Here is a 16340-nt window from a genome sequence, read left to right as displayed (position 1 = left end):
GAATTTAATGGGCATTGAAAACGCCAATGGCTACAGCAGGCATTTGACCCCCTCAGTTCGGTAATAGTCAGGTCAGGCCGGATATTCTTGTGATCCGCCGCCCGTCGCGACCGCTGACCACCGTAGCCGCGATGCCCCGTCTACGGCAATCGCGCGTCAGTCGATGGTCAAGGAAACCAGGCGGACTTTTTTCTGCACCGGATCGGTCCAGGCGACAAAAGCTTGCTTGCCGACGCGGGCCATCGCAAGGTATTTGCTGGGCCATTTCGGGAAGCTACCGCGATACAGTGTGGTTTCCCGGCTGACTCTGCCGTCAGTTGTCACTTTCGCAACTCGTAACTCATCTTCGGGTCCATTGCGGCCGCGCCAACTCACCAAGGCCGAGCCGTCGTCCAGTAGCAAGGCATTGGCATAGCCGCTGGCGTCCGCATCCAGCTCGATAGGTTGGTTAAACTGTGCGCCCTTGTCGCTGGAAAATGCCACCTTCACCCGGCCTTTACCATCGGCGGCCGTGAACCAGGCCGCCACGCCAGCGGTTGGCGTTAGATCGATGGATGGTCCGTTACTGGGGCAGCCGCCTATCACCCAACCGTCCGCATGCACATTAGTGATTTGCGGATTGCCGCCGGGTTGCCAGCGCACCGCGCTGATGTCGCGAATTTCGCCGACGGCATGATCACGGTAGACCGTGGCCAATTGCTCGCCCTGCGCGTCGGTATAGCTGCGGCAGCAGGAGCAGACATCGTCATCCAGCACCAGCTCGGGGCCGGCGCGCCAGTTTTTATCGATTACGCTCGCCATCAATTGATAGCGGTTGGTTTTCTTATCGGCCGCCGGATCGTGGCCGGCGTTGCGCATGTCGGTCCAGACCAGCGCCAGCCGTGCATCGGGTAGCGCGGCCAAAGACATTTGCGCGTCGTAGATACGCGCATCATCGCCGTAAGGTTTTAGCGGTGTGCTCCAGCTTAAACCGCCGTCTATCGATCTGGCCAGGTAGATGTCCGCCGCGTAGCGGTCCGGGGAGTCCTTCACATACGGCATCCAGGCCGCGGCCAGGCTGCCGTCGCTTAGCCCAAGCACTACCGGCGGGTCGGCCAATTTACCCTCGACCTTGGCCACCGTTAACGGCATGCTCCAGCCCTGTTGTTCCAGAACGGCAAATTTAGCGGTGCTGCTCCCGCCATCGGTTTGCACCCAGCTGAGGATTAACTCGCCCGCGGCGGTCTGCGCCAGATGGTGCTGCTGGCTGACACCATTGGCCGGGATTTGCAGTTCGCTCATCGGCAGCGTATGCGGCGGTTTGGCAAATGCGGTGTGTGCGTTTAGAAAAAGCAACAGCAGTCCGCCGACTATGGTGAAAAAGTCCTTGATAGTTTGCATTTGGCGACCATGGGTAGAAGGAAATAAATCATCTTTTTAACTTGAGAGGAATTGATTTGTAAACTTGCGCGGCGTAAGGCTTGTCAGCCTTTAGCTGGCTGCTTTGAAGTAATCCGTTTGCCGGCAGCTCGGGGTTGGCAGAAACGCGATTGCCAGTTGCGCCCGCTGCTTTCGACAATGCACCAAGCCTTTGACAATGTGTTTTTCCACCGCGCTTTCGGAAATATCCAGCACGCCGGCCACTTCCCGGTAACTTAGGCCGCGAATTTTATGCAGGATAAACGCATCTCGGCAACGCGGCGGCAGTTCGGCGATGGTTTGGTACAACAAGGTCCGGCATTGCTGGCTGGCAATTTCGCTTTCCGCGCCGGACTGTTGCGGTTCTTCCGCGAGTAGAGCGGCTTCCTGATGGCGTTCGACGATTTTATTGTGGCGCAGATGATCAAGAGCCAGATTACTAGCGGTGCGATATAAAAAACTGCGCGGGTTTTCGATTGCCGTGGCATTGGCGGTGCGGGCCAAAATCAGATAACTTTCTTGCACCAGATCTTCAGCAGTTTCCTGGCATTTGACTATGCGCAGCAGGTGATGCAACAGCTCCTTGCAATGCTGGCGATAAAGCGCGCTTATGTCCAAGTTCATGTTGTGGGATTTGCCCGATGTGGTGATTTTTTAATCAAAATGCCAAGCCAGATTTATGCCAAACAACAATCGTAAACGCCGCAAGTGCGTGAGAGCCAGGGTATCCACGGGTTAAGTACCGATTGGTTTGCTCTTCGCCGAGTTTGGCGGTAAAGCTTACGGGTAATAAGTCAGGCGATATGCCGTATTTGCTGTGGCATATCACCTATTTATTGTCTGCATGGTTGTCGTGCTCATTTTGCAAGTTGCGTCAGCTGGATGCTTCGAATAGCCGCAAAATTGCCGGGGCCTGGTGTTCCCCCGTGCGTCTCCTGGTGGGCGCATCTTAATGGTCTGAAAGAATTTTCACCTCTCACCTCCTGTTTTATGTCTGTCGCGCGTCAAAACAACGATAGTCACAATTTAACAACATCGAGGGAAATTCATGACGTTGAAAATAACACTTAGCGGCGAGCTGTTTGGACAGGCTTCGGCACTGGTTTTAGGGGCTGTGTTGGCGTTATCCGGGGCTGCGGTTGCAGATAGCGCCAATCGAGCTTTCAGTATCCCCGCAGGCTCTTTATCTACCGCGCTAAATCGCTTGGCGGAATCCGGCGGCTTGCAACTGGTCTACGACGCGGCAATTACGGAGGGCTTGCAAAGCAAGGGCCTCAGTGGCAATTACACCCCGGAAGCCGCGTTGCAACGCCTGTTGGGTGACAGCGGTTTGAGTTACCGCGTCGCAGAAAACGGCAATATTTTGATCGAAAGACCGGCTTTGAATTACAAGCAGGATCCGACGGCACTGCCGGCGGTGAATGTGGTTGGCAAAAAGCTATATGACCCTAACGATCCTTTCAGCCAAATCTATGCGGTGCCGAACGCATCAACGGCTACCAAAACCGATATTGCGATTATGGACACCCCGGTATCCATCCAGGTCGTCCCCAAATCGATTATGAACGATCAGCAAGCGATTCGCATCGAGGACGCCTTGACGCAAAACGTCAGCGGCGTGCAGCGGGCTTACGGTACGGCGGATATGTACGAAAGCTTCATCATTCGGGGCTTTGCTTCCGACGACCAAATGTATCGCAATGGTTTCCGACGCTCGATGGGAAAGTTCGATCCAGCGAATATCGAACAGCTCGAGGTATTGAAAGGTCCGGCATCCGTGCTCTATGGGCGCTTGCAACCCGGCGGTATGGTCAATTACGTGACCAAAAAGGCGCTGGATGTGCCTTACTATTCCTTGCAGCAACAATTCGGCTCTTTCAGCGAATTTCGTACTACGGTCGATGCAACCGGGCCGCTGGATAAGGATAAAACCCTGCTGTATCGGTTTAATGCCGCTTACGACGAAGGCAATTCGTTCAGAGATTTTGTTGATCATGAACGGGTATTTATTGCGCCGAAATTGACTTGGCGGCCCAACGACCGTTTCGAGGCTAATGTCGAAATAGAGAAACGGCATGAAAATTACACGGAAGATTATGGCGTGCCGGTATTGGGCAATAGGCCTGTCACAAACCGCAGATCCTTATTTACCGGCGATCCGGCCATCAAGCCCAGCCAGGACACTACGCTGATTTATGCGGATTGGAGCTTCAAATTTAATGATGACTGGGGGCTAAGGCATAAATTTCAGTGGGACGAGACCGACATCGTATTCGGCGGCGTTGCGCCCAACAGCAAAATAAACGCGGATGGACATACTCTGGATAGATTTGGCATTCTCGGTACCAGCAACCGCCGCTCTTACTCTACCAGTCTCGATCTAACCGGAAAGTTTCAGACCTTCGGCGTTAAGCATGATGTTTTAGTAGGAGGGGATTGGTTCTTTTTTAACCAGGATGCGCCGGACAACAACTTTAGTTACGGTACCATCCCGACATTCGATATCAATAATCCCCAATACGGCAATTTCGATTTAGCGGCCCTGCGCGCCGAGCCCGCCAATTGGTTTTGGCGCTCGCGCGACGATTGGTATGGTGTGTATTTTCAAGACCAAATTACCTTGTGGGATAAACTGCACATCATGGGCGGCGGGCGTTACGACATGGCCGGTTACGGCGGCTACGGCGGTACATCCTGGGATGAAACCAAGGCTGGATTCAGCATGCAGCACGAGGATAAATTCAGTCCGCGCGTAGGTATCGTTTACCAGCCTTGGGATTGGTTGTCCTTGTACGGCAACTACGTCGAATCGTTCGGCACCAACAATGGCCGTTCCGCTACCGGCGGCAATTTTGCACCGCAAGCGGCCGAGCAGTACGAAATCGGATTTAAAACCGAGTTTTTCGATAAACGGCTATCGTCGACCGTGGCGTATTATCATTTAACCAAAAATAATCTGATGACCTTCGACTTGAGTACGCCGGATCCCACCGATCAAAAAACGATCGGCGAAGCGCGCAGCCAGGGCATTGAAGTGGATATTAAAGGTCAGATAACCGACGCATTCAGTCTGGTGACGACCTATGCCTATACCGACGCCAGATATAACAGGGATTACAGTGGTTTGCAGGGCAATCGTTTGTTGAATGTGCCTGAGCATCAAGCCAGTCTTTGGGGCACCTACCAATTCACCGAGCAATTTAAGGCCGGTTTGGGCGGGGTGGTTGTCGGTAAGCGCGAAGGCGACAATACCAACACCTATCAATTGCCTGGGTACACTCGTCTGGATGCGATGCTGGCTTATGTACAACCCATCGGCAAAACGCGTCTGACGGCGCAAGTCAATGTCTATAATCTGCTGGATAAGGAATACTACACCGGCTCAACGTCTTGGTTGCCTACAGCCAATGTCGGCGCGCCTATTTCCGCAATGGGATCTTTGAAATTGGAGTATTAATTCAATATTGGTTGATGGCGCTGCCGATAGCGTAGTGCCATTAGCCCCTTTTGAATACCTTCATGCGAGAGCTTTATAAGGAATGGAGGACGGGCATATCGATACTTCAGCTCTGCGGCTCACCGCCAGTTGATTTGGATTTTTACTGATCATTGGAATAGGCAGGTGGCGTAGCGGGCGTCGAATCGTCCCTGCCTGGATAAAAGCGTTTTTCCGCGCTTTTATCCAGGTATCCCTGGCGTCTTGTTTTCCATGTTCACGGGGGAGAGAACTTAAACATCCCTGACACCGGTCTTTATATAACAATATCCATGCCAAGCTCTGTAGGCCTTATGGTTCAACGGGTTTTCGATAAGGTTGATGGCTGCCATTTTAATTTCTATGTTATTTGCCGCAGTTAACGGTTCACTTTACGCCATTTCCCACAAAAACCGCAGTTGATCAATTCCGCGTTCAATCGTGGATAATAAACGTCCCAGTCACAACGCTCGAATCGCCCGTGAAGCATTTCCGCCATCCGGCCCGTTATCGCCAATTCTGGCGCCAACCCAAAACGGCTCTTTCTTTGCTGCAACGTTGCAAGCGTGGACTGGTTTATGCGTTGCTGTTTTTTGTGCTCAGTTCGCTGGTACTGGTAGGCGTATTGCGGTACCTGCCCGCGCCGACGTCGGCATTCATGCTGCATCAGCATGTTGACGATCTGGCCGAAGGCCGGCGCTATAAAGGTATTGATCAACGCTGGGTCAGTCGCCGGCACATTTCGCCGCACGCCTTTGCTGCGGTGATCGCATCCGAAGATCAATTGTTCTATCAGCATAACGGCTTCGATGTCGATGCTATCGCCAAAGCTTTTAACCAATATTTGCGCGGCGGCAAACTGCGTGGGGCCAGTACGATTAGTCAGCAAGTGGCGAAGAATTTGTTTTTGAGCCCAGCCAAAAACTTCGGCCGCAAGGCCTTGGAGATTTGGTTTACGTTGTTAATAGAGGCTGTTTGGGACAAACAGCGCATTCTGGAAATGTATTTGAATATTGCCGAATTCGGCGATCATTTATTTGGCATAGAAGCGGCCAGTCGCCGCTATTTCGGCATTTCCGCCCAGCAACTATCTGCCAGTCAGGCGGCGCTGTTGGCCGCTACGTTGCCGAATCCGATTTTGCTAAAAGCCGATCAGCCCAGCGCTTATTTACATAAACGCCAAAGCTGGATATTGGGTCAGATGCGGGTTTTGGGGAATTGATCTCGTGCTGCTGGTAAGCTAATCCTCTGCGTCATCATTATCGCGCTCATCCTCTTCATCGGGCGGCAGGCCGGATGCATCGGCAATCAGTTCTTTCAGATACTTGTATAACAAGCGCGCCGACTTCGGCGGTTTGGCTTCCTTGGCCTCTTTCTGCGCGTTGCGCTGCAACTGGCGTAGGTGCTGACTATCCGCGGCAGGAAATTCTTGGATAAACAGGGTCAATTGCTGATTACCATTGGCCGCCAGCAGCAGATCGCGCCAGCGCTCGGCCTGGTGATGTTCTCTGACTGCATGGGCGCTGCGATTTTTCATCCGCGCCAATTTTTCATGAATCGCGGCGGTATCCAGCTTTCTGAGTTGTGCAGTGATGTATTTCAACAAGCGCTTTCTGGCGGAGTTATGCCCCATCTTGCCGGCATCGCGCATGGCTTGTTCTATGCTCTCGGGCAATTCGAATTCGGCGATATGCGCAGGGGATAGCGCGCAAATTTCCTCCGCCATCGCAAAAACTTCGGCTATTTCTTTTTTGATGCGGGTCTTGTTGGGGCGTACCGCATAATGATCGGCTTCCTCATCTTCGTTCTCGTCGTCGTCCTCATCCTCGGGTTCGTCGTAATAATCTTCTTCGTATTCTTCTTGGTAATCTTCGTCGTTCATGTCAAACCATTGCTATTAAGAAAAGCACGAACATCACCACCATCAATAACGGCACGATAACGCTGGGCCAGTCGGACGGTGTTTGTTTGCTACGCGCCAGTGCGGCTTTGATGCCGGGCTGCATCCAGAACAAAAGCAGCAGCGCCAGGGCGCCGAGTATCAGGTTTTCCCAGGTTGACAGCATGATGTGACCGCTTTGTTGTGAGTGAGGGAAGTCGCTGGGGACTTTGCCATGCGGCATTCTAACAAACCTTGCCATGCAATAAGACATTGCTTGCTGTGATAAATTAAAAGTTATTTCTCGGGATTTATCGCTAAGCGACTATTGCGAAAGGGTAAATTCAGTTATTCACAGAAGCTGTGGATAACTCTGTGTATTAATTGTCGAAAGCCTTTGCTATTCCCCGGCAGCCCTGGGTTGCGGTCAAATTGTACAACATTAACTCACTAGTATTAATGCATAATAATCAATGCGTTATAAATGATTCGTTGTATTTCAACAAGTTATTTTGTCAAGCGTTTTTATGGTCTTGCTGTAAACGGCTTAATGTGTATAACTCGGTTACATGCCAGACAAATTTGCTGCCAAACTGTATTTTTTGGCTAGGCTTTAAGCGGGCCAGCTTATATGGTCTGCGCAAATTTGCGATAATGGCCGGTTTTTAAAAAAGAGTTATTTCATGTGGTTTAAAAATCTTGCCGTCTACCGTTTCACCGAGCCGTTTACCTTGGATGCCGCTTTCCTGGAGCAAAAGCTGCAACAACAGCCGTTCCGTTCCTGCGGCAGTCACGACGAGTTCAGTTTCGGCTGGACTGCGCCGCTAGGCAGGGCTTCGGACGCGCTGGTGCATGCCAATAACGGTTTCATGATGCTATGCGGCAAAAAGGAAGAAAAAGTTGTACCGGCATCGGTAATCAACGAAATGCTGCAAGAGCGAATCAACGAAATCGAGGAGCGCGAGGCCCGCAAATTACCTGCGAAAGAGCGTAGTCGGATCAAGGATGAGTTGATCTTTGAGCTATTGCCGCGTGCGTTTTCGTTTTCCCGCAAAACCTATGCATATATCGACAGTCAGGGCGGCTGGTTGGTCGTGGATGCGGCATCGGCTAAAAAGGCTGAAGACATGCTCAGCCAGTTGCGCAAGTGCCTGGGTTCTCTGCCGATAGTGCCGCTCACCGCCACCGCGAAGCCGGCTAGTGTGATGACGCAGTGGCTGATTGACAACACCTCGCCGAAAGATATTTTGATCGAAGACGAATGCGAGTTGCGTTCGCCGGAAGAAGAAGGCTCGATTATTCGTTGCAAACGCCACGACTTGGCCTTGCCGGAAATCAAGAATCATCTGGATAGCGGCAAACAAGTGATTAAGCTGGCTATGAGCTGGGCCGAACGTATTTCGTTTGTGTTGGACGAGAACTTGGCAGTCAAACGGCTAAAGTTTCTTGATCTTATTCAGGAGCAAGCTGCCGATATCGAAGCATTCGACGAAGTCGAACAGTTCGATGCCGATTTTTCCATTATGACTGCGGAACTTGCTCTGTTTTTGCCGCGTCTGCTTGAATTATTTACTGCTGAAGGTAACGCCTAATGAAAACCCGTTTGTTATCCAGTCTGCTGCTGACAGCCAGTGCTGCCGCGTCGGCGCTGACACTACCGCCGCCGGATAGGCCGGGCGACAGCCTGATAGGCAATCCGCCGCATGAGGTCAAATATGTCGCGGCCAAACATGAAGACACCCTGATCGACATCGCAGTAAACTTTCGGCTTGGGCAAGATCATATAGTATTGGCTAACCCTTATGTGGACCGCTGGTTGCCTCGCGAAGGCACTCAGGTGCGAATCCCTAGCAGTTTTTTGCTGCCGAATGCGCCGCGACAGGGCATTGTGGTGAATTTGCCGGAAATGCGTATTTATTATTTTCCAGACGCCACCAAAGTGGTGACTTATGCAATAGGCATAGGCCGGGAAGACAATTGGAAAACACCGTTGGGTAAAACTCAGATTGCCGCGAAAACGCCCAATCCATCCTGGAGTCCGCCACCATCCATCATCGCCGAGCATTTGGCTGACGGTGACGTGCTGGAGCCATATTATCCGCCAGGGCCGGATAATCCGCTAGGTTTGTATGCCTTTCGACTAGGTATACCGGGTTATTTGATTCACAGCACCAACAAAGTAAATGGTGTGGGTATGCGGGTCAGTCACGGTTGTATTCGGATGTACCCTGCCGATATTGAACAGTTTTTTCCGATGGTTAAGGTCGGTACGCAGGTTAACATTGTTAATCAGCCTATTAAGGTCGGCTGGTATCACGATACTTTGTACATGGAAGTGTATCCAGAAATGGAAGAGACGCCGGCAACCTACGAGCAACGCTTACATTCCGCGTTGACGTTGATTGAGCAGGCCAATGGCGGGCAAATGCCTGTCATCAAAGGCTCAGTGCTGAAAGCCGCGGTTGAAAAGGCTAGCGGTATTCCTGTCGCTATTTACGAACGTCCTGCGCAAACGCCACCTGTTGTACAAACTCAGGTCGCACCGCGCTGAAGACATTAAAAAAGCCCGTGGCCTTGCGGCTCACGGGCTTTTTAAAATCAACAACAGCAATAAAGCTTATTTGTGCTGTGATTTTTTGAACATACGGTCCAATTTGCTGTTTGTATCTTGAGCATATTGGGCAGCACGGTTAGCAGCAGCTTCAGCAGCAGCGGCTTTAGCAGCAGCTTCAGCAGCAGCAGCTTTTGCAGAAGCAGCGTCAGCAGATGCAGTAGAAACTTTGCCTTCCAAAGTGCCTACTCTTGCGTCCAAAGCTTCCAGGTCTGAAGTGCTTGCGCAACCGGTTGCCAAAGCTGCAATTGCAACAACTGCTGATAATTTAATAGCTCTCATCATGGTTTTCCCCTTGATTGTGGTTTCAAAAAATAATAAATGAAAAACGGTGGTAATTGTCCAACATTTTTTTGGATTATACCAACATTATTTCACGGTTACGAGTGTCCCTTTTTCTACCCATTGACTTAACTGATCGATTTGATCGTTAGTCAACGCGATACATCCGTGTGTCCAATTCATGGATCTGTGGATGGACAGACTACCGCTGCCCAAGCCATGAATACCGATTTGCCCACCGAGATCGGTATTTTGCGGCGGAATTTGTCCGGCAGAATGCGCTCTGGCAATAGCTTCGTAAGTGTCGAGATCGATTTTGCCTTTTTTTAAGGCATTGTCGGCATTGTCTACATTGGGATAGGTCAAGCCAAAGAATTTACGGAAGGCGCTTCTTTCGTTGATCCAGCCGATCCGATAGTTACCGAGCGGCGTAATGTCATCGCCGCGATGATTCTTTTCGCCCGCGCCGTTACGGCCGATGGCGATATTTTCCAGCACAGCAACCGTCTTGTCGCCTTTCCTGACTTCCATGCTTTGCGTCTGCGTATCGACCAGCAACCAAACATCCTCTCCGGCGAAACTGCGTGCCGTTACGGTACAACCCATCACAATCAAAACACCTAATAATTTTTTCTTTATCATGGCAATCTGTAAATAATCAAAGTTTTGGTGTAATTTAACCCTTTCGAAACGAGGTATTACAAAGGGTAGCATATGACAACAACAATCACCAAAACGACTCCCTACGATGATCAAAAACCCGGCACATCGGGCTTACGCAAAAAAGTCAAAGTCTTCCAACAACCCAAATATCTGGAGAATTTCGTCCAATCCATCTTCGACAGCCTGGAAGATTTTCAGGGCAAAACCCTGGTGATTGGCGGCGATGGCCGCTACTTTAACCGTAAAGCCATCCAGATCATCATAAAAATGGCGGCAGCCAACGGTTTCGGTGAGCTCATTATAGGCCAAGGCGGCTTGTTGTCTACTCCTGCTGCATCGAATATTATCAGGAAATACAATGCGTTCGGAGGTATTGTTCTATCAGCTAGTCACAATCCCGGCGGTCCGGACGAAGATTTCGGGATTAAATACAACGTCAGCAACGGCGGCCCGGCTCCGGAAAAGTTCACCGACAAGCTGTACGAGAATACCAAAAACATCACCGGCTACAAAAAAGCCCGTTTCGGCGACATAGATTTAGACGTTATCGGCGAAGTCGAGAAAGGCGGCGTGAAAATTCGGATTATCGATTCGGTAGCCGATTATGCCGAATTAATGGCAAAAATATTCGATTTCGATTTGCTCAAACAAAGCATCCATAACGGCTTTATCACGCTGCGTTTCGATGCGATGCATGCCATCACCGGTCCTTACGCCAAGCATATTCTGGAAGATACGCTAGGCGCGGCACCTGGCTCGGTATTTAACGCCGTGCCGCTGGAAGATTTCGGTGGCGGCCATCCCGATCCGAATATGGCTCATGCCCATGAGTTGTGCGAGATCATGTTCGGGCCTAATGCCCCCACTTTCGGCGCTGCCTCGGACGGCGACGGCGACCGCAATATGGTCATGGGTGCAAACATCTTCGTTACTCCCAGCGATAGCTTGGCGATTATGGCCGCCAACGCCAAACTAATTCCGGCTTACGCCAAAGGCATTAGCGGCGTGGCCCGCTCGATGCCGACCAGTCAGGCGGTTGACCGCGTTGCCGACAAACTAAGCCTGCCTTGCTACGAAACCCCAACCGGCTGGAAATTCTTCGGTAACTTGCTGGATGCCGATAAAATCACCATTTGCGGCGAAGAGAGCTTTGGCTCCGGTTCCAATCATGTCAGGGAAAAAGACGGCCTGTGGGCCGTGTTGTTCTGGTTGAATTTAATCGCGCGCAAACGCGAATCAGTGGAAGACATTGTCCATGAACACTGGCAAAAATACGGCCGCGACATTTACTGCCGTCACGATTATGAAGCGATCGATTCCGACATCGCCAACGGCATTGTCGAACATCTGCGTAGCCAATTAAACAGCCTGCCCGGTAAAAGCTGGGGTGATTACGAAGTTAAATTTGCCGACGAATTCAGTTACACCGATCCGGTCGATGGCAGTGTCAGCAGCAACCAGGGTATTCGCATTGGTTTTGTGAACGGCTCGCGTATTGTGTTCCGTCTGTCCGGCACCGGCACGGTCGGCGCGACTTTGCGTATTTATTTAGAGCGTTACGAGCGTGATGTCAGCAAGCACGATCAAGACGCGCAAGTGGCGTTGGCGGAATTGATAACCGTCGCCGAGCAGTTGTGCGAAGTGAAAAAACGTACCGGTAGAAGCGAACCTGACGTGATCACTTGATCGGCATTGAGCGCATAAGGCGTTAGGGCTGGCTTAACAAGCCAATCCTAACGCCCCTTTCCATAAGCATCTCGCAAAATCTGCTCCGCATTGCGGCCTGCCTCCGCCAAAGCCTGAGCTCTGCCGATGGATAAGCCCAGACCGTGTCCGGCGCCTATGCCGACAAATTGCCAGGTCTGACTCTCGGCAGCTGTTATTGAATCAGGACAAGAAGGCAGCTTCAGCGTGTTACGAAAAATTTCGCAACTGAGCAGCTCTTCGCTGGTCGGATAAAATAATCTGATAAACAACTCGCCGTCCTTGCGCCGTTCGCGGCGAATATCCAGAATTTGATTTTCCGCAAACACCCGGCGTAATGCCTCGCTTGAGAGTTGCCGTTGCCAGTGCTGATCACCGCCGTTGGCAAACGGTAACCAATTCAATCCGGATTCGGCTGCCAGCTTGTCCAAAAGCTGCATTAACGCCATATCGATATGGCTGCTACGACGTGGTTTGTCCTCAGGCAACTCGCCGAGATAGACCATGCAATGCGTGGTATCGCAAAGCGAGCTTGATTCATTATGCCTATGGCTGCCGTGAACACCGTTCCAGGCGATCACTGCCCGCATTGCTTCGCGGGCACTGCCTACCAAATTTTGTGCCTCGGCAGCCAATACGCCATCGACATAGCTATCGACATCGGTTTCAAGCACCGTTGGCCCATGTTCATCTGTTTGTCGCAGAACGCCTTTCACAATCCGCTCTGATCGGCTAGCGCGTGCAGTCGAAACGATTCTAAATTGCCCGCAAACTGTAAAACGCTGGTAATGGTCCGTCACTAGCGGACAGTCCGCTTCCGCTTCCCAGCTACCATGGCTGGTAGAAGTTAACAAGCTCACGCTAACCGCAGCAAAACGGCTTGGATATTCGCGTTGCCAAGTTCTAAGCAAGGCCGCGGCTTTGCTTAATATTGCTGCGCCACTGACGCCGCGTTGCCGAAATATCGCCAGAAATACCGGATGCGCAGCTGGCCAGGCCAGCAGTAAATGACCAGCCAAGGGGCGGCCGTCAGCAGTCGAAACCGTGCCGGTTTTTGCTAGAATTTGAAGTTGACGCAACAAATTTTTATCTGGCTCGCTTTGCCCCGCCAAGGTGGAGTTGGGCAGGATGCCGTTTTGACTCAGGCCGCGAAAATAATCGGGTTTGGATAGCAAGGCTGCCCGCATCGCCAGTGCCAATTCGGGTAAATTGGCCTGTAACGCAAAATCGCCGTCGGCGTTGCGTTCGCCCAGATAAGAGCGCCAGGTTTGCGGGTCCGATGGCGTAGCTTGAGCCGGAAGTTTTTGCTCTTTAATCGGCGACAATAACAGACGATAGCGTTCGAATTGAAATTGCTCGCGACGCTGCAATAGTTTTTCGGTATCGCTCGCTGACAACTCTGCTCCCAGCGAATCCGGATCGGCTTGAGCCAATGCCGCAGCATACGGAATTTTCAACAACGACCCAGGAGGCAAGCGACTAGATTGATCCCCGCCGCTGGCCAATATCCGCCCGGACAGTAGGCTCATCAACAGAAAAGAGCTATCTCCGGCACCGTCGAACGCCACACCGAGCATTTCATTTAATTTTGCCGATACGGCGCACGGTTCGCTGGGCCAGCCGGTATTAACCACCAATCGTGCCAATACCGCCCGGTCATTGCCATCTAATTCGGCATCCTGTCTAACCCGGTTTTTGATGCGTTGCAGCTCAAGCGAACTGGGCCAGTCTCCAGGTGTTAGACCTGCCAGCTCTCCGCTGAAATACATAGCTCCAGCTTCTTCAGCCCAAACCGGTAAGCGTCCGCCACAGCTGCGATGACAGGCTTCGTGGAACAGCTCGTGACGCAAATATACCGCTTCGCTCAGCCCACCTTGCGGTCGTTGCCGCAGATAAATACTGCCCGGACGCCAGCCGCCGGCATGACTGCCGCTAAACGTCCCGCTAGTCAACGCAGGAAACACCCGCACCGGATCATCCTCGATGGGTACCCGGTAGCCTTGCGCGGCTAGTTCGCTAACGGCAACAGTAGCGGTTTGCCGTAATTCAGCTTGTTGCGTTAGCGCCCCGAAAAATAAAATCGCCGCGCTAACGTCAAACAAATATCGCCGCCTGATGAATCGTTTCAATGAAGCATTCATTGGTGTTAGAGGTTTATGCTGAGCATGGTCAATCCTGCAAATTGCCGAACAGCGAAGATACACTCGGAAGTGCTAAATAGTGGATTTTACGATTTAAATTGACAATCAGTCGAATCAGCCTAGAATGCAACCCAGCTAGAAAATACGATTTACCCTTTGTTTACCAGCTCGATGTCTCTTCAGTAGTCCTTCGTCCTTGTTTTTCATTAAGTAATTTCCACATTTACCAGCGTTACCCGCCTTACTTTAGCTAAGGCTTTATCTAAAATTTTTAATAGGACTTATTATGTCTACAATGACAACTGGCGTCGTGAAATGGTTTAACTCTGACAAAGGCTTCGGCTTTATCGAACAAAAACAAGGCCCTGACGTTTTCGTACATTTCAAAAACATTCTGAACCCAAACAACAGCTATAGAACGCTGGACGAAGGTCAGCATGTACAATTCAAATTGGGCCGCGGCCCTAAAGGCCCGCAAGCCGAAGAAGTAACCATCGTTTAAAGATTAAGCCGTAGTTGCCAATAGGCACCTACGGCTTTTTTGTTAGATAGAGTGGAAATCAATCGCGGTTTCCACTTTCGTCCTCCCCGTTTTATTCCAATACACTGGACAGCTTTTAAAAGCTTCTACCAAAGCATTCAGCAGACTAAACTTTAATTGTCCGCAATGGTCCAAGAGCCATTACAAATTTCAATCAAGCAAAGAGGTGAGTCATGTCGTTAAAAAACGAATTTGAAAGTTTGCTCGTCAATCTGGATTCGGTTCGCGAGGAATTGCAACTGAAGCTGCACCTGGCCTCAATGGATGCCAGGGATGAATTTGCAGAAGCGGAAAAACAGTGGTTGCAGGTTAAAAATAAAGCCGCTGAAATTGCCGACGAATCGATAGAGACTTCCGAAGAGTATATCGCCAAGGCCAAAATTGTTGGAGAGGAGTTGAAGGAAGCTTATCAAAGAGTCGCTAAACGCCTTTCCGAGTGACTTCAGTAAACGCAAAAAGCTCGCAGCTATTAATTTGGTATAAGTATTGCGGTTAGTGTAGGCTGGTCGATAAGGTTATTGCCTTTGGCTCAGGTGTACAAGGCGTTGGAACAGGTGGTCGGCAATTTTGCTGACCCCTGCGCCTTGGGACCGATGAATTCAACACCGGTTTTTGCAGTGTGCCTAAGCCATAGGATGGGCATCTCGATTGCAGCTGTATACATATCTTTTCCTCAACTGCCCGAGACTGCCGTCTTTCCAAGCGTCGATCCGCAATTCTGGCAATATTGTTGATCAACCGAAACAGCCGTCCCGCATGCGGGACAAGTATTGGATGATTGGGTCTTATGTCCGCATGCATTACAAAAATGAGTATTTGCGCTAATTTCTGCGCCACACTGCTGACAGGCCAGTTTTTGCTGGGGTAGAAACCCCGATAACATTTCAGCCAGTTTGGCAAAGGTATCGACCAAGTAACTAGCATGGCGATATGCCCTGACCACAAACCAAATACTGACGCTTACGATCAAGATGATCGCGCTACTATGGTAAATCGTTCTACCCAAGCTATCGACGAACGGCGCCAATAATTCCCAAAACAATGCCTGCACTGTAATCACAATCAACAGAGCGGTTAACGGCTCCGCTATACCTTTGGCAAATGACAACGCACCGCCGCTGTTGGGAATGGCCTCTATGACGTAGCTGGCAAAAAAATAAAATAAGATTAACGCCGCCAGCCTGGCGAGAAACCAGACCACGGCCGCAGCCTTAAATACCCCCGCGACTTCCAATTCCGTCATTACCGGTACTAGCGTAATTAGTTTGCCAATTATCAGGATGCTGGCAATGGTGATGAATAGCTGAGCCGCCCGCTGCCATGCGTTGCTCGATGAGGAAATCAAAGAAAACATAAGCGTTCCAACTCCTGTTTATGGGGGACTGAATTTGAATCAATTAGTGGCTCATTGAGCTGGGCGTGATTACATAAGTAGAGAATATCACAGAAAAAGCGGATAACCCGCGCAGACAAAATAGCCTTTTAAAATTGCCGGTCAAGCTTATTGATGCGGCACATTGATTTGTTGGTAAGCAACCTGAAGCAATGTTCAAACACTTTCTTGCTATTTCCGGTTCGGCGCTACAGTCGAAAAACGGCTTTTTACCTTATCTAAATCCTTTGCGGTACTATTCAGTGACGATGCC

At 50.8% G+C, this 16340-nt stretch carries 16 protein-coding genes; 7 read left to right on the top strand and 9 right to left on the bottom strand.

Annotated features, from left to right (window positions below):
- Positions 1–156: 156 nt before the first annotated feature.
- Positions 157–1380, bottom strand: a complete 1224-nt coding sequence (locus tag A1332_RS14580; protein WP_064009201.1) for a sialidase family protein — start codon at positions 1378–1380, stop codon at positions 157–159.
- 90 nt (positions 1381–1470) lie between these two features.
- Positions 1471–2022 (bottom strand): RNA polymerase sigma factor, encoded by a 552-nt coding sequence (locus tag A1332_RS14575; protein WP_064009200.1) that lies wholly within the window; start codon positions 2020–2022, stop codon positions 1471–1473.
- 424 nt (positions 2023–2446) lie between these two features.
- Between A1332_RS14575 and A1332_RS14570 the strand changes: the two genes are divergently transcribed.
- Both A1332_RS14570 and mtgA read left to right on the top strand, forming a co-directional pair.
- Complete coding sequence (locus A1332_RS14570) at positions 2447–4855, top strand: TonB-dependent siderophore receptor (RefSeq protein ID WP_064009199.1); 2409 nt, start codon at positions 2447–2449, stop codon at positions 4853–4855.
- Between the two features lie 499 nt (positions 4856–5354).
- Complete coding sequence (gene mtgA, locus A1332_RS14565; RefSeq protein WP_064009198.1) at positions 5355–6095, top strand: monofunctional biosynthetic peptidoglycan transglycosylase; 741 nt, start codon at positions 5355–5357, stop codon at positions 6093–6095.
- A gap of 18 nt (positions 6096–6113) precedes the next feature.
- Here mtgA and yjgA read toward each other — a convergent pair whose 3' ends face one another.
- Positions 6114–6755, bottom strand: a complete 642-nt coding sequence (gene yjgA / locus A1332_RS14560; protein WP_064009197.1) for a ribosome biogenesis factor YjgA — start codon at positions 6753–6755, stop codon at positions 6114–6116.
- A 1-nt stretch (position 6756) separates the two neighbouring features.
- Complete coding sequence (locus A1332_RS14555) at positions 6757–6939, bottom strand: hypothetical protein (RefSeq protein ID WP_052142351.1); 183 nt, start codon at positions 6937–6939, stop codon at positions 6757–6759.
- 496 nt (positions 6940–7435) lie between these two features.
- On the opposite strand from A1332_RS14555, the gene rdgC reads away from it, so the two are divergent.
- Together rdgC and A1332_RS14545 are read left to right on the top strand one after the other, a co-directional pair.
- Positions 7436–8344, top strand: a complete 909-nt coding sequence (rdgC, locus tag A1332_RS14550; RefSeq protein WP_064009196.1) for a recombination-associated protein RdgC — start codon at positions 7436–7438, stop codon at positions 8342–8344.
- Positions 8344–9303 (top strand): L,D-transpeptidase family protein, encoded by a 960-nt coding sequence (locus tag A1332_RS14545; protein ID WP_064009195.1) that lies wholly within the window; start codon positions 8344–8346, stop codon positions 9301–9303. Before rdgC ends, A1332_RS14545 begins: the two co-directional genes overlap by 1 nt.
- Before the next feature lie 66 nt (positions 9304–9369).
- On the opposite strand, the gene A1332_RS14540 is transcribed toward A1332_RS14545, so the two are convergent.
- Both A1332_RS14540 and A1332_RS14535 read right to left on the bottom strand, forming a co-directional pair.
- On the bottom strand, positions 9370–9648 hold the full coding sequence (locus A1332_RS14540; RefSeq protein ID WP_064009194.1) for an Lpp/OprI family alanine-zipper lipoprotein: 279 nt from the start codon (positions 9646–9648) through the stop codon (positions 9370–9372).
- An 84-nt stretch (positions 9649–9732) separates the two neighbouring features.
- The gene (locus A1332_RS14535) at positions 9733–10287 is read right to left on the bottom strand and encodes a L,D-transpeptidase family protein (protein WP_064009309.1); all 555 of its coding nucleotides are present in this window, start codon (positions 10285–10287) and stop codon (positions 9733–9735) included.
- Between the two features lie 72 nt (positions 10288–10359).
- Between A1332_RS14535 and A1332_RS14530 the strand changes: the two genes are divergently transcribed.
- Positions 10360–11994 (top strand): alpha-D-glucose phosphate-specific phosphoglucomutase, encoded by a 1635-nt coding sequence (locus A1332_RS14530; protein WP_064009193.1) that lies wholly within the window; start codon positions 10360–10362, stop codon positions 11992–11994.
- A gap of 47 nt (positions 11995–12041) precedes the next feature.
- On the opposite strand, the gene A1332_RS14525 is transcribed toward A1332_RS14530, so the two are convergent.
- The gene (locus tag A1332_RS14525; protein ID WP_231890304.1) at positions 12042–14114 is read right to left on the bottom strand and encodes a hypothetical protein; all 2073 of its coding nucleotides are present in this window, start codon (positions 14112–14114) and stop codon (positions 12042–12044) included.
- Between the two features lie 334 nt (positions 14115–14448).
- Here A1332_RS14525 and A1332_RS14520 point away from each other — a divergent pair, with 334 nt between their 5' ends.
- Positions 14449–14655 carry a cold-shock protein gene (locus A1332_RS14520; protein WP_020484269.1) on the top strand — a complete coding sequence of 69 codons (207 nt, stop codon included), beginning with the start codon at positions 14449–14451 and terminating at the stop codon, positions 14653–14655.
- Positions 14656–14867: 212 nt separating this feature from the next.
- Positions 14868–15134 (top strand): hypothetical protein, encoded by a 267-nt coding sequence (locus A1332_RS14515; RefSeq protein ID WP_064009191.1) that lies wholly within the window; start codon positions 14868–14870, stop codon positions 15132–15134.
- An 89-nt stretch (positions 15135–15223) separates the two neighbouring features.
- Here A1332_RS14515 and A1332_RS26340 read toward each other — a convergent pair whose 3' ends face one another.
- Positions 15224–15358: a hypothetical protein gene (locus A1332_RS26340; RefSeq protein WP_269454661.1), complete on the bottom strand. Its 135-nt coding sequence runs from the start codon at positions 15356–15358 to the stop codon at positions 15224–15226.
- A gap of 9 nt (positions 15359–15367) precedes the next feature.
- Positions 15368–16048, bottom strand: a complete 681-nt coding sequence (locus A1332_RS14510) for a zinc ribbon domain-containing protein (protein WP_064009190.1) — start codon at positions 16046–16048, stop codon at positions 15368–15370.
- Positions 16049–16340 lie beyond the last annotated feature (292 nt).

This window comes from Methylomonas methanica (assembly GCF_001644035.1).
GTDB lineage: Bacteria > Pseudomonadota > Gammaproteobacteria > Methylococcales > Methylomonadaceae > Methylomonas > Methylomonas methanica_A.
This window is presented reverse-complemented; position numbering and strand designations above follow the sequence as displayed.

Bases quoted from the DNA above. Each gene is read 5' to 3' on its own strand.
- A1332_RS14580 (WP_064009201.1), bottom strand. From the start codon at position 1,380: ATGCAAACTATCAAGGACTTTTTCACCATAGTCGGCGGACTGCTGTTG.
- A1332_RS14575 (WP_064009200.1), bottom strand. From the start codon at position 2,022: ATGAACTTGGACATAAGCGCGCTTTATCGCCAGCATTGCAAGGAGCTG.
- A1332_RS14570 (WP_064009199.1), top strand. From the start codon at position 2,447: ATGACGTTGAAAATAACACTTAGCGGCGAGCTGTTTGGACAGGCTTCG.
- yjgA (WP_064009197.1), bottom strand. From the start codon at position 6,755: ATGAACGACGAAGATTACCAAGAAGAATACGAAGAAGATTATTACGAC.
- A1332_RS14555 (WP_052142351.1), bottom strand. From the start codon at position 6,939: ATGCTGTCAACCTGGGAAAACCTGATACTCGGCGCCCTGGCGCTGCTG.
- rdgC (WP_064009196.1), top strand. From the start codon at position 7,436: ATGTGGTTTAAAAATCTTGCCGTCTACCGTTTCACCGAGCCGTTTACC.
- A1332_RS14545 (WP_064009195.1), top strand. From the start codon at position 8,344: ATGAAAACCCGTTTGTTATCCAGTCTGCTGCTGACAGCCAGTGCTGCC.
- A1332_RS14540 (WP_064009194.1), bottom strand. From the start codon at position 9,648: ATGATGAGAGCTATTAAATTATCAGCAGTTGTTGCAATTGCAGCTTTG.
- A1332_RS14535 (WP_064009309.1), bottom strand. From the start codon at position 10,287: ATGATAAAGAAAAAATTATTAGGTGTTTTGATTGTGATGGGTTGTACC.
- A1332_RS14530 (WP_064009193.1), top strand. From the start codon at position 10,360: ATGACAACAACAATCACCAAAACGACTCCCTACGATGATCAAAAACCC.
- A1332_RS14520 (WP_020484269.1), top strand. From the start codon at position 14,449: ATGACAACTGGCGTCGTGAAATGGTTTAACTCTGACAAAGGCTTCGGC.
- A1332_RS14515 (WP_064009191.1), top strand. From the start codon at position 14,868: ATGTCGTTAAAAAACGAATTTGAAAGTTTGCTCGTCAATCTGGATTCG.
- A1332_RS26340 (WP_269454661.1), bottom strand. From the start codon at position 15,358: ATGTATACAGCTGCAATCGAGATGCCCATCCTATGGCTTAGGCACACT.
- A1332_RS14510 (WP_064009190.1), bottom strand. From the start codon at position 16,048: ATGTTTTCTTTGATTTCCTCATCGAGCAACGCATGGCAGCGGGCGGCT.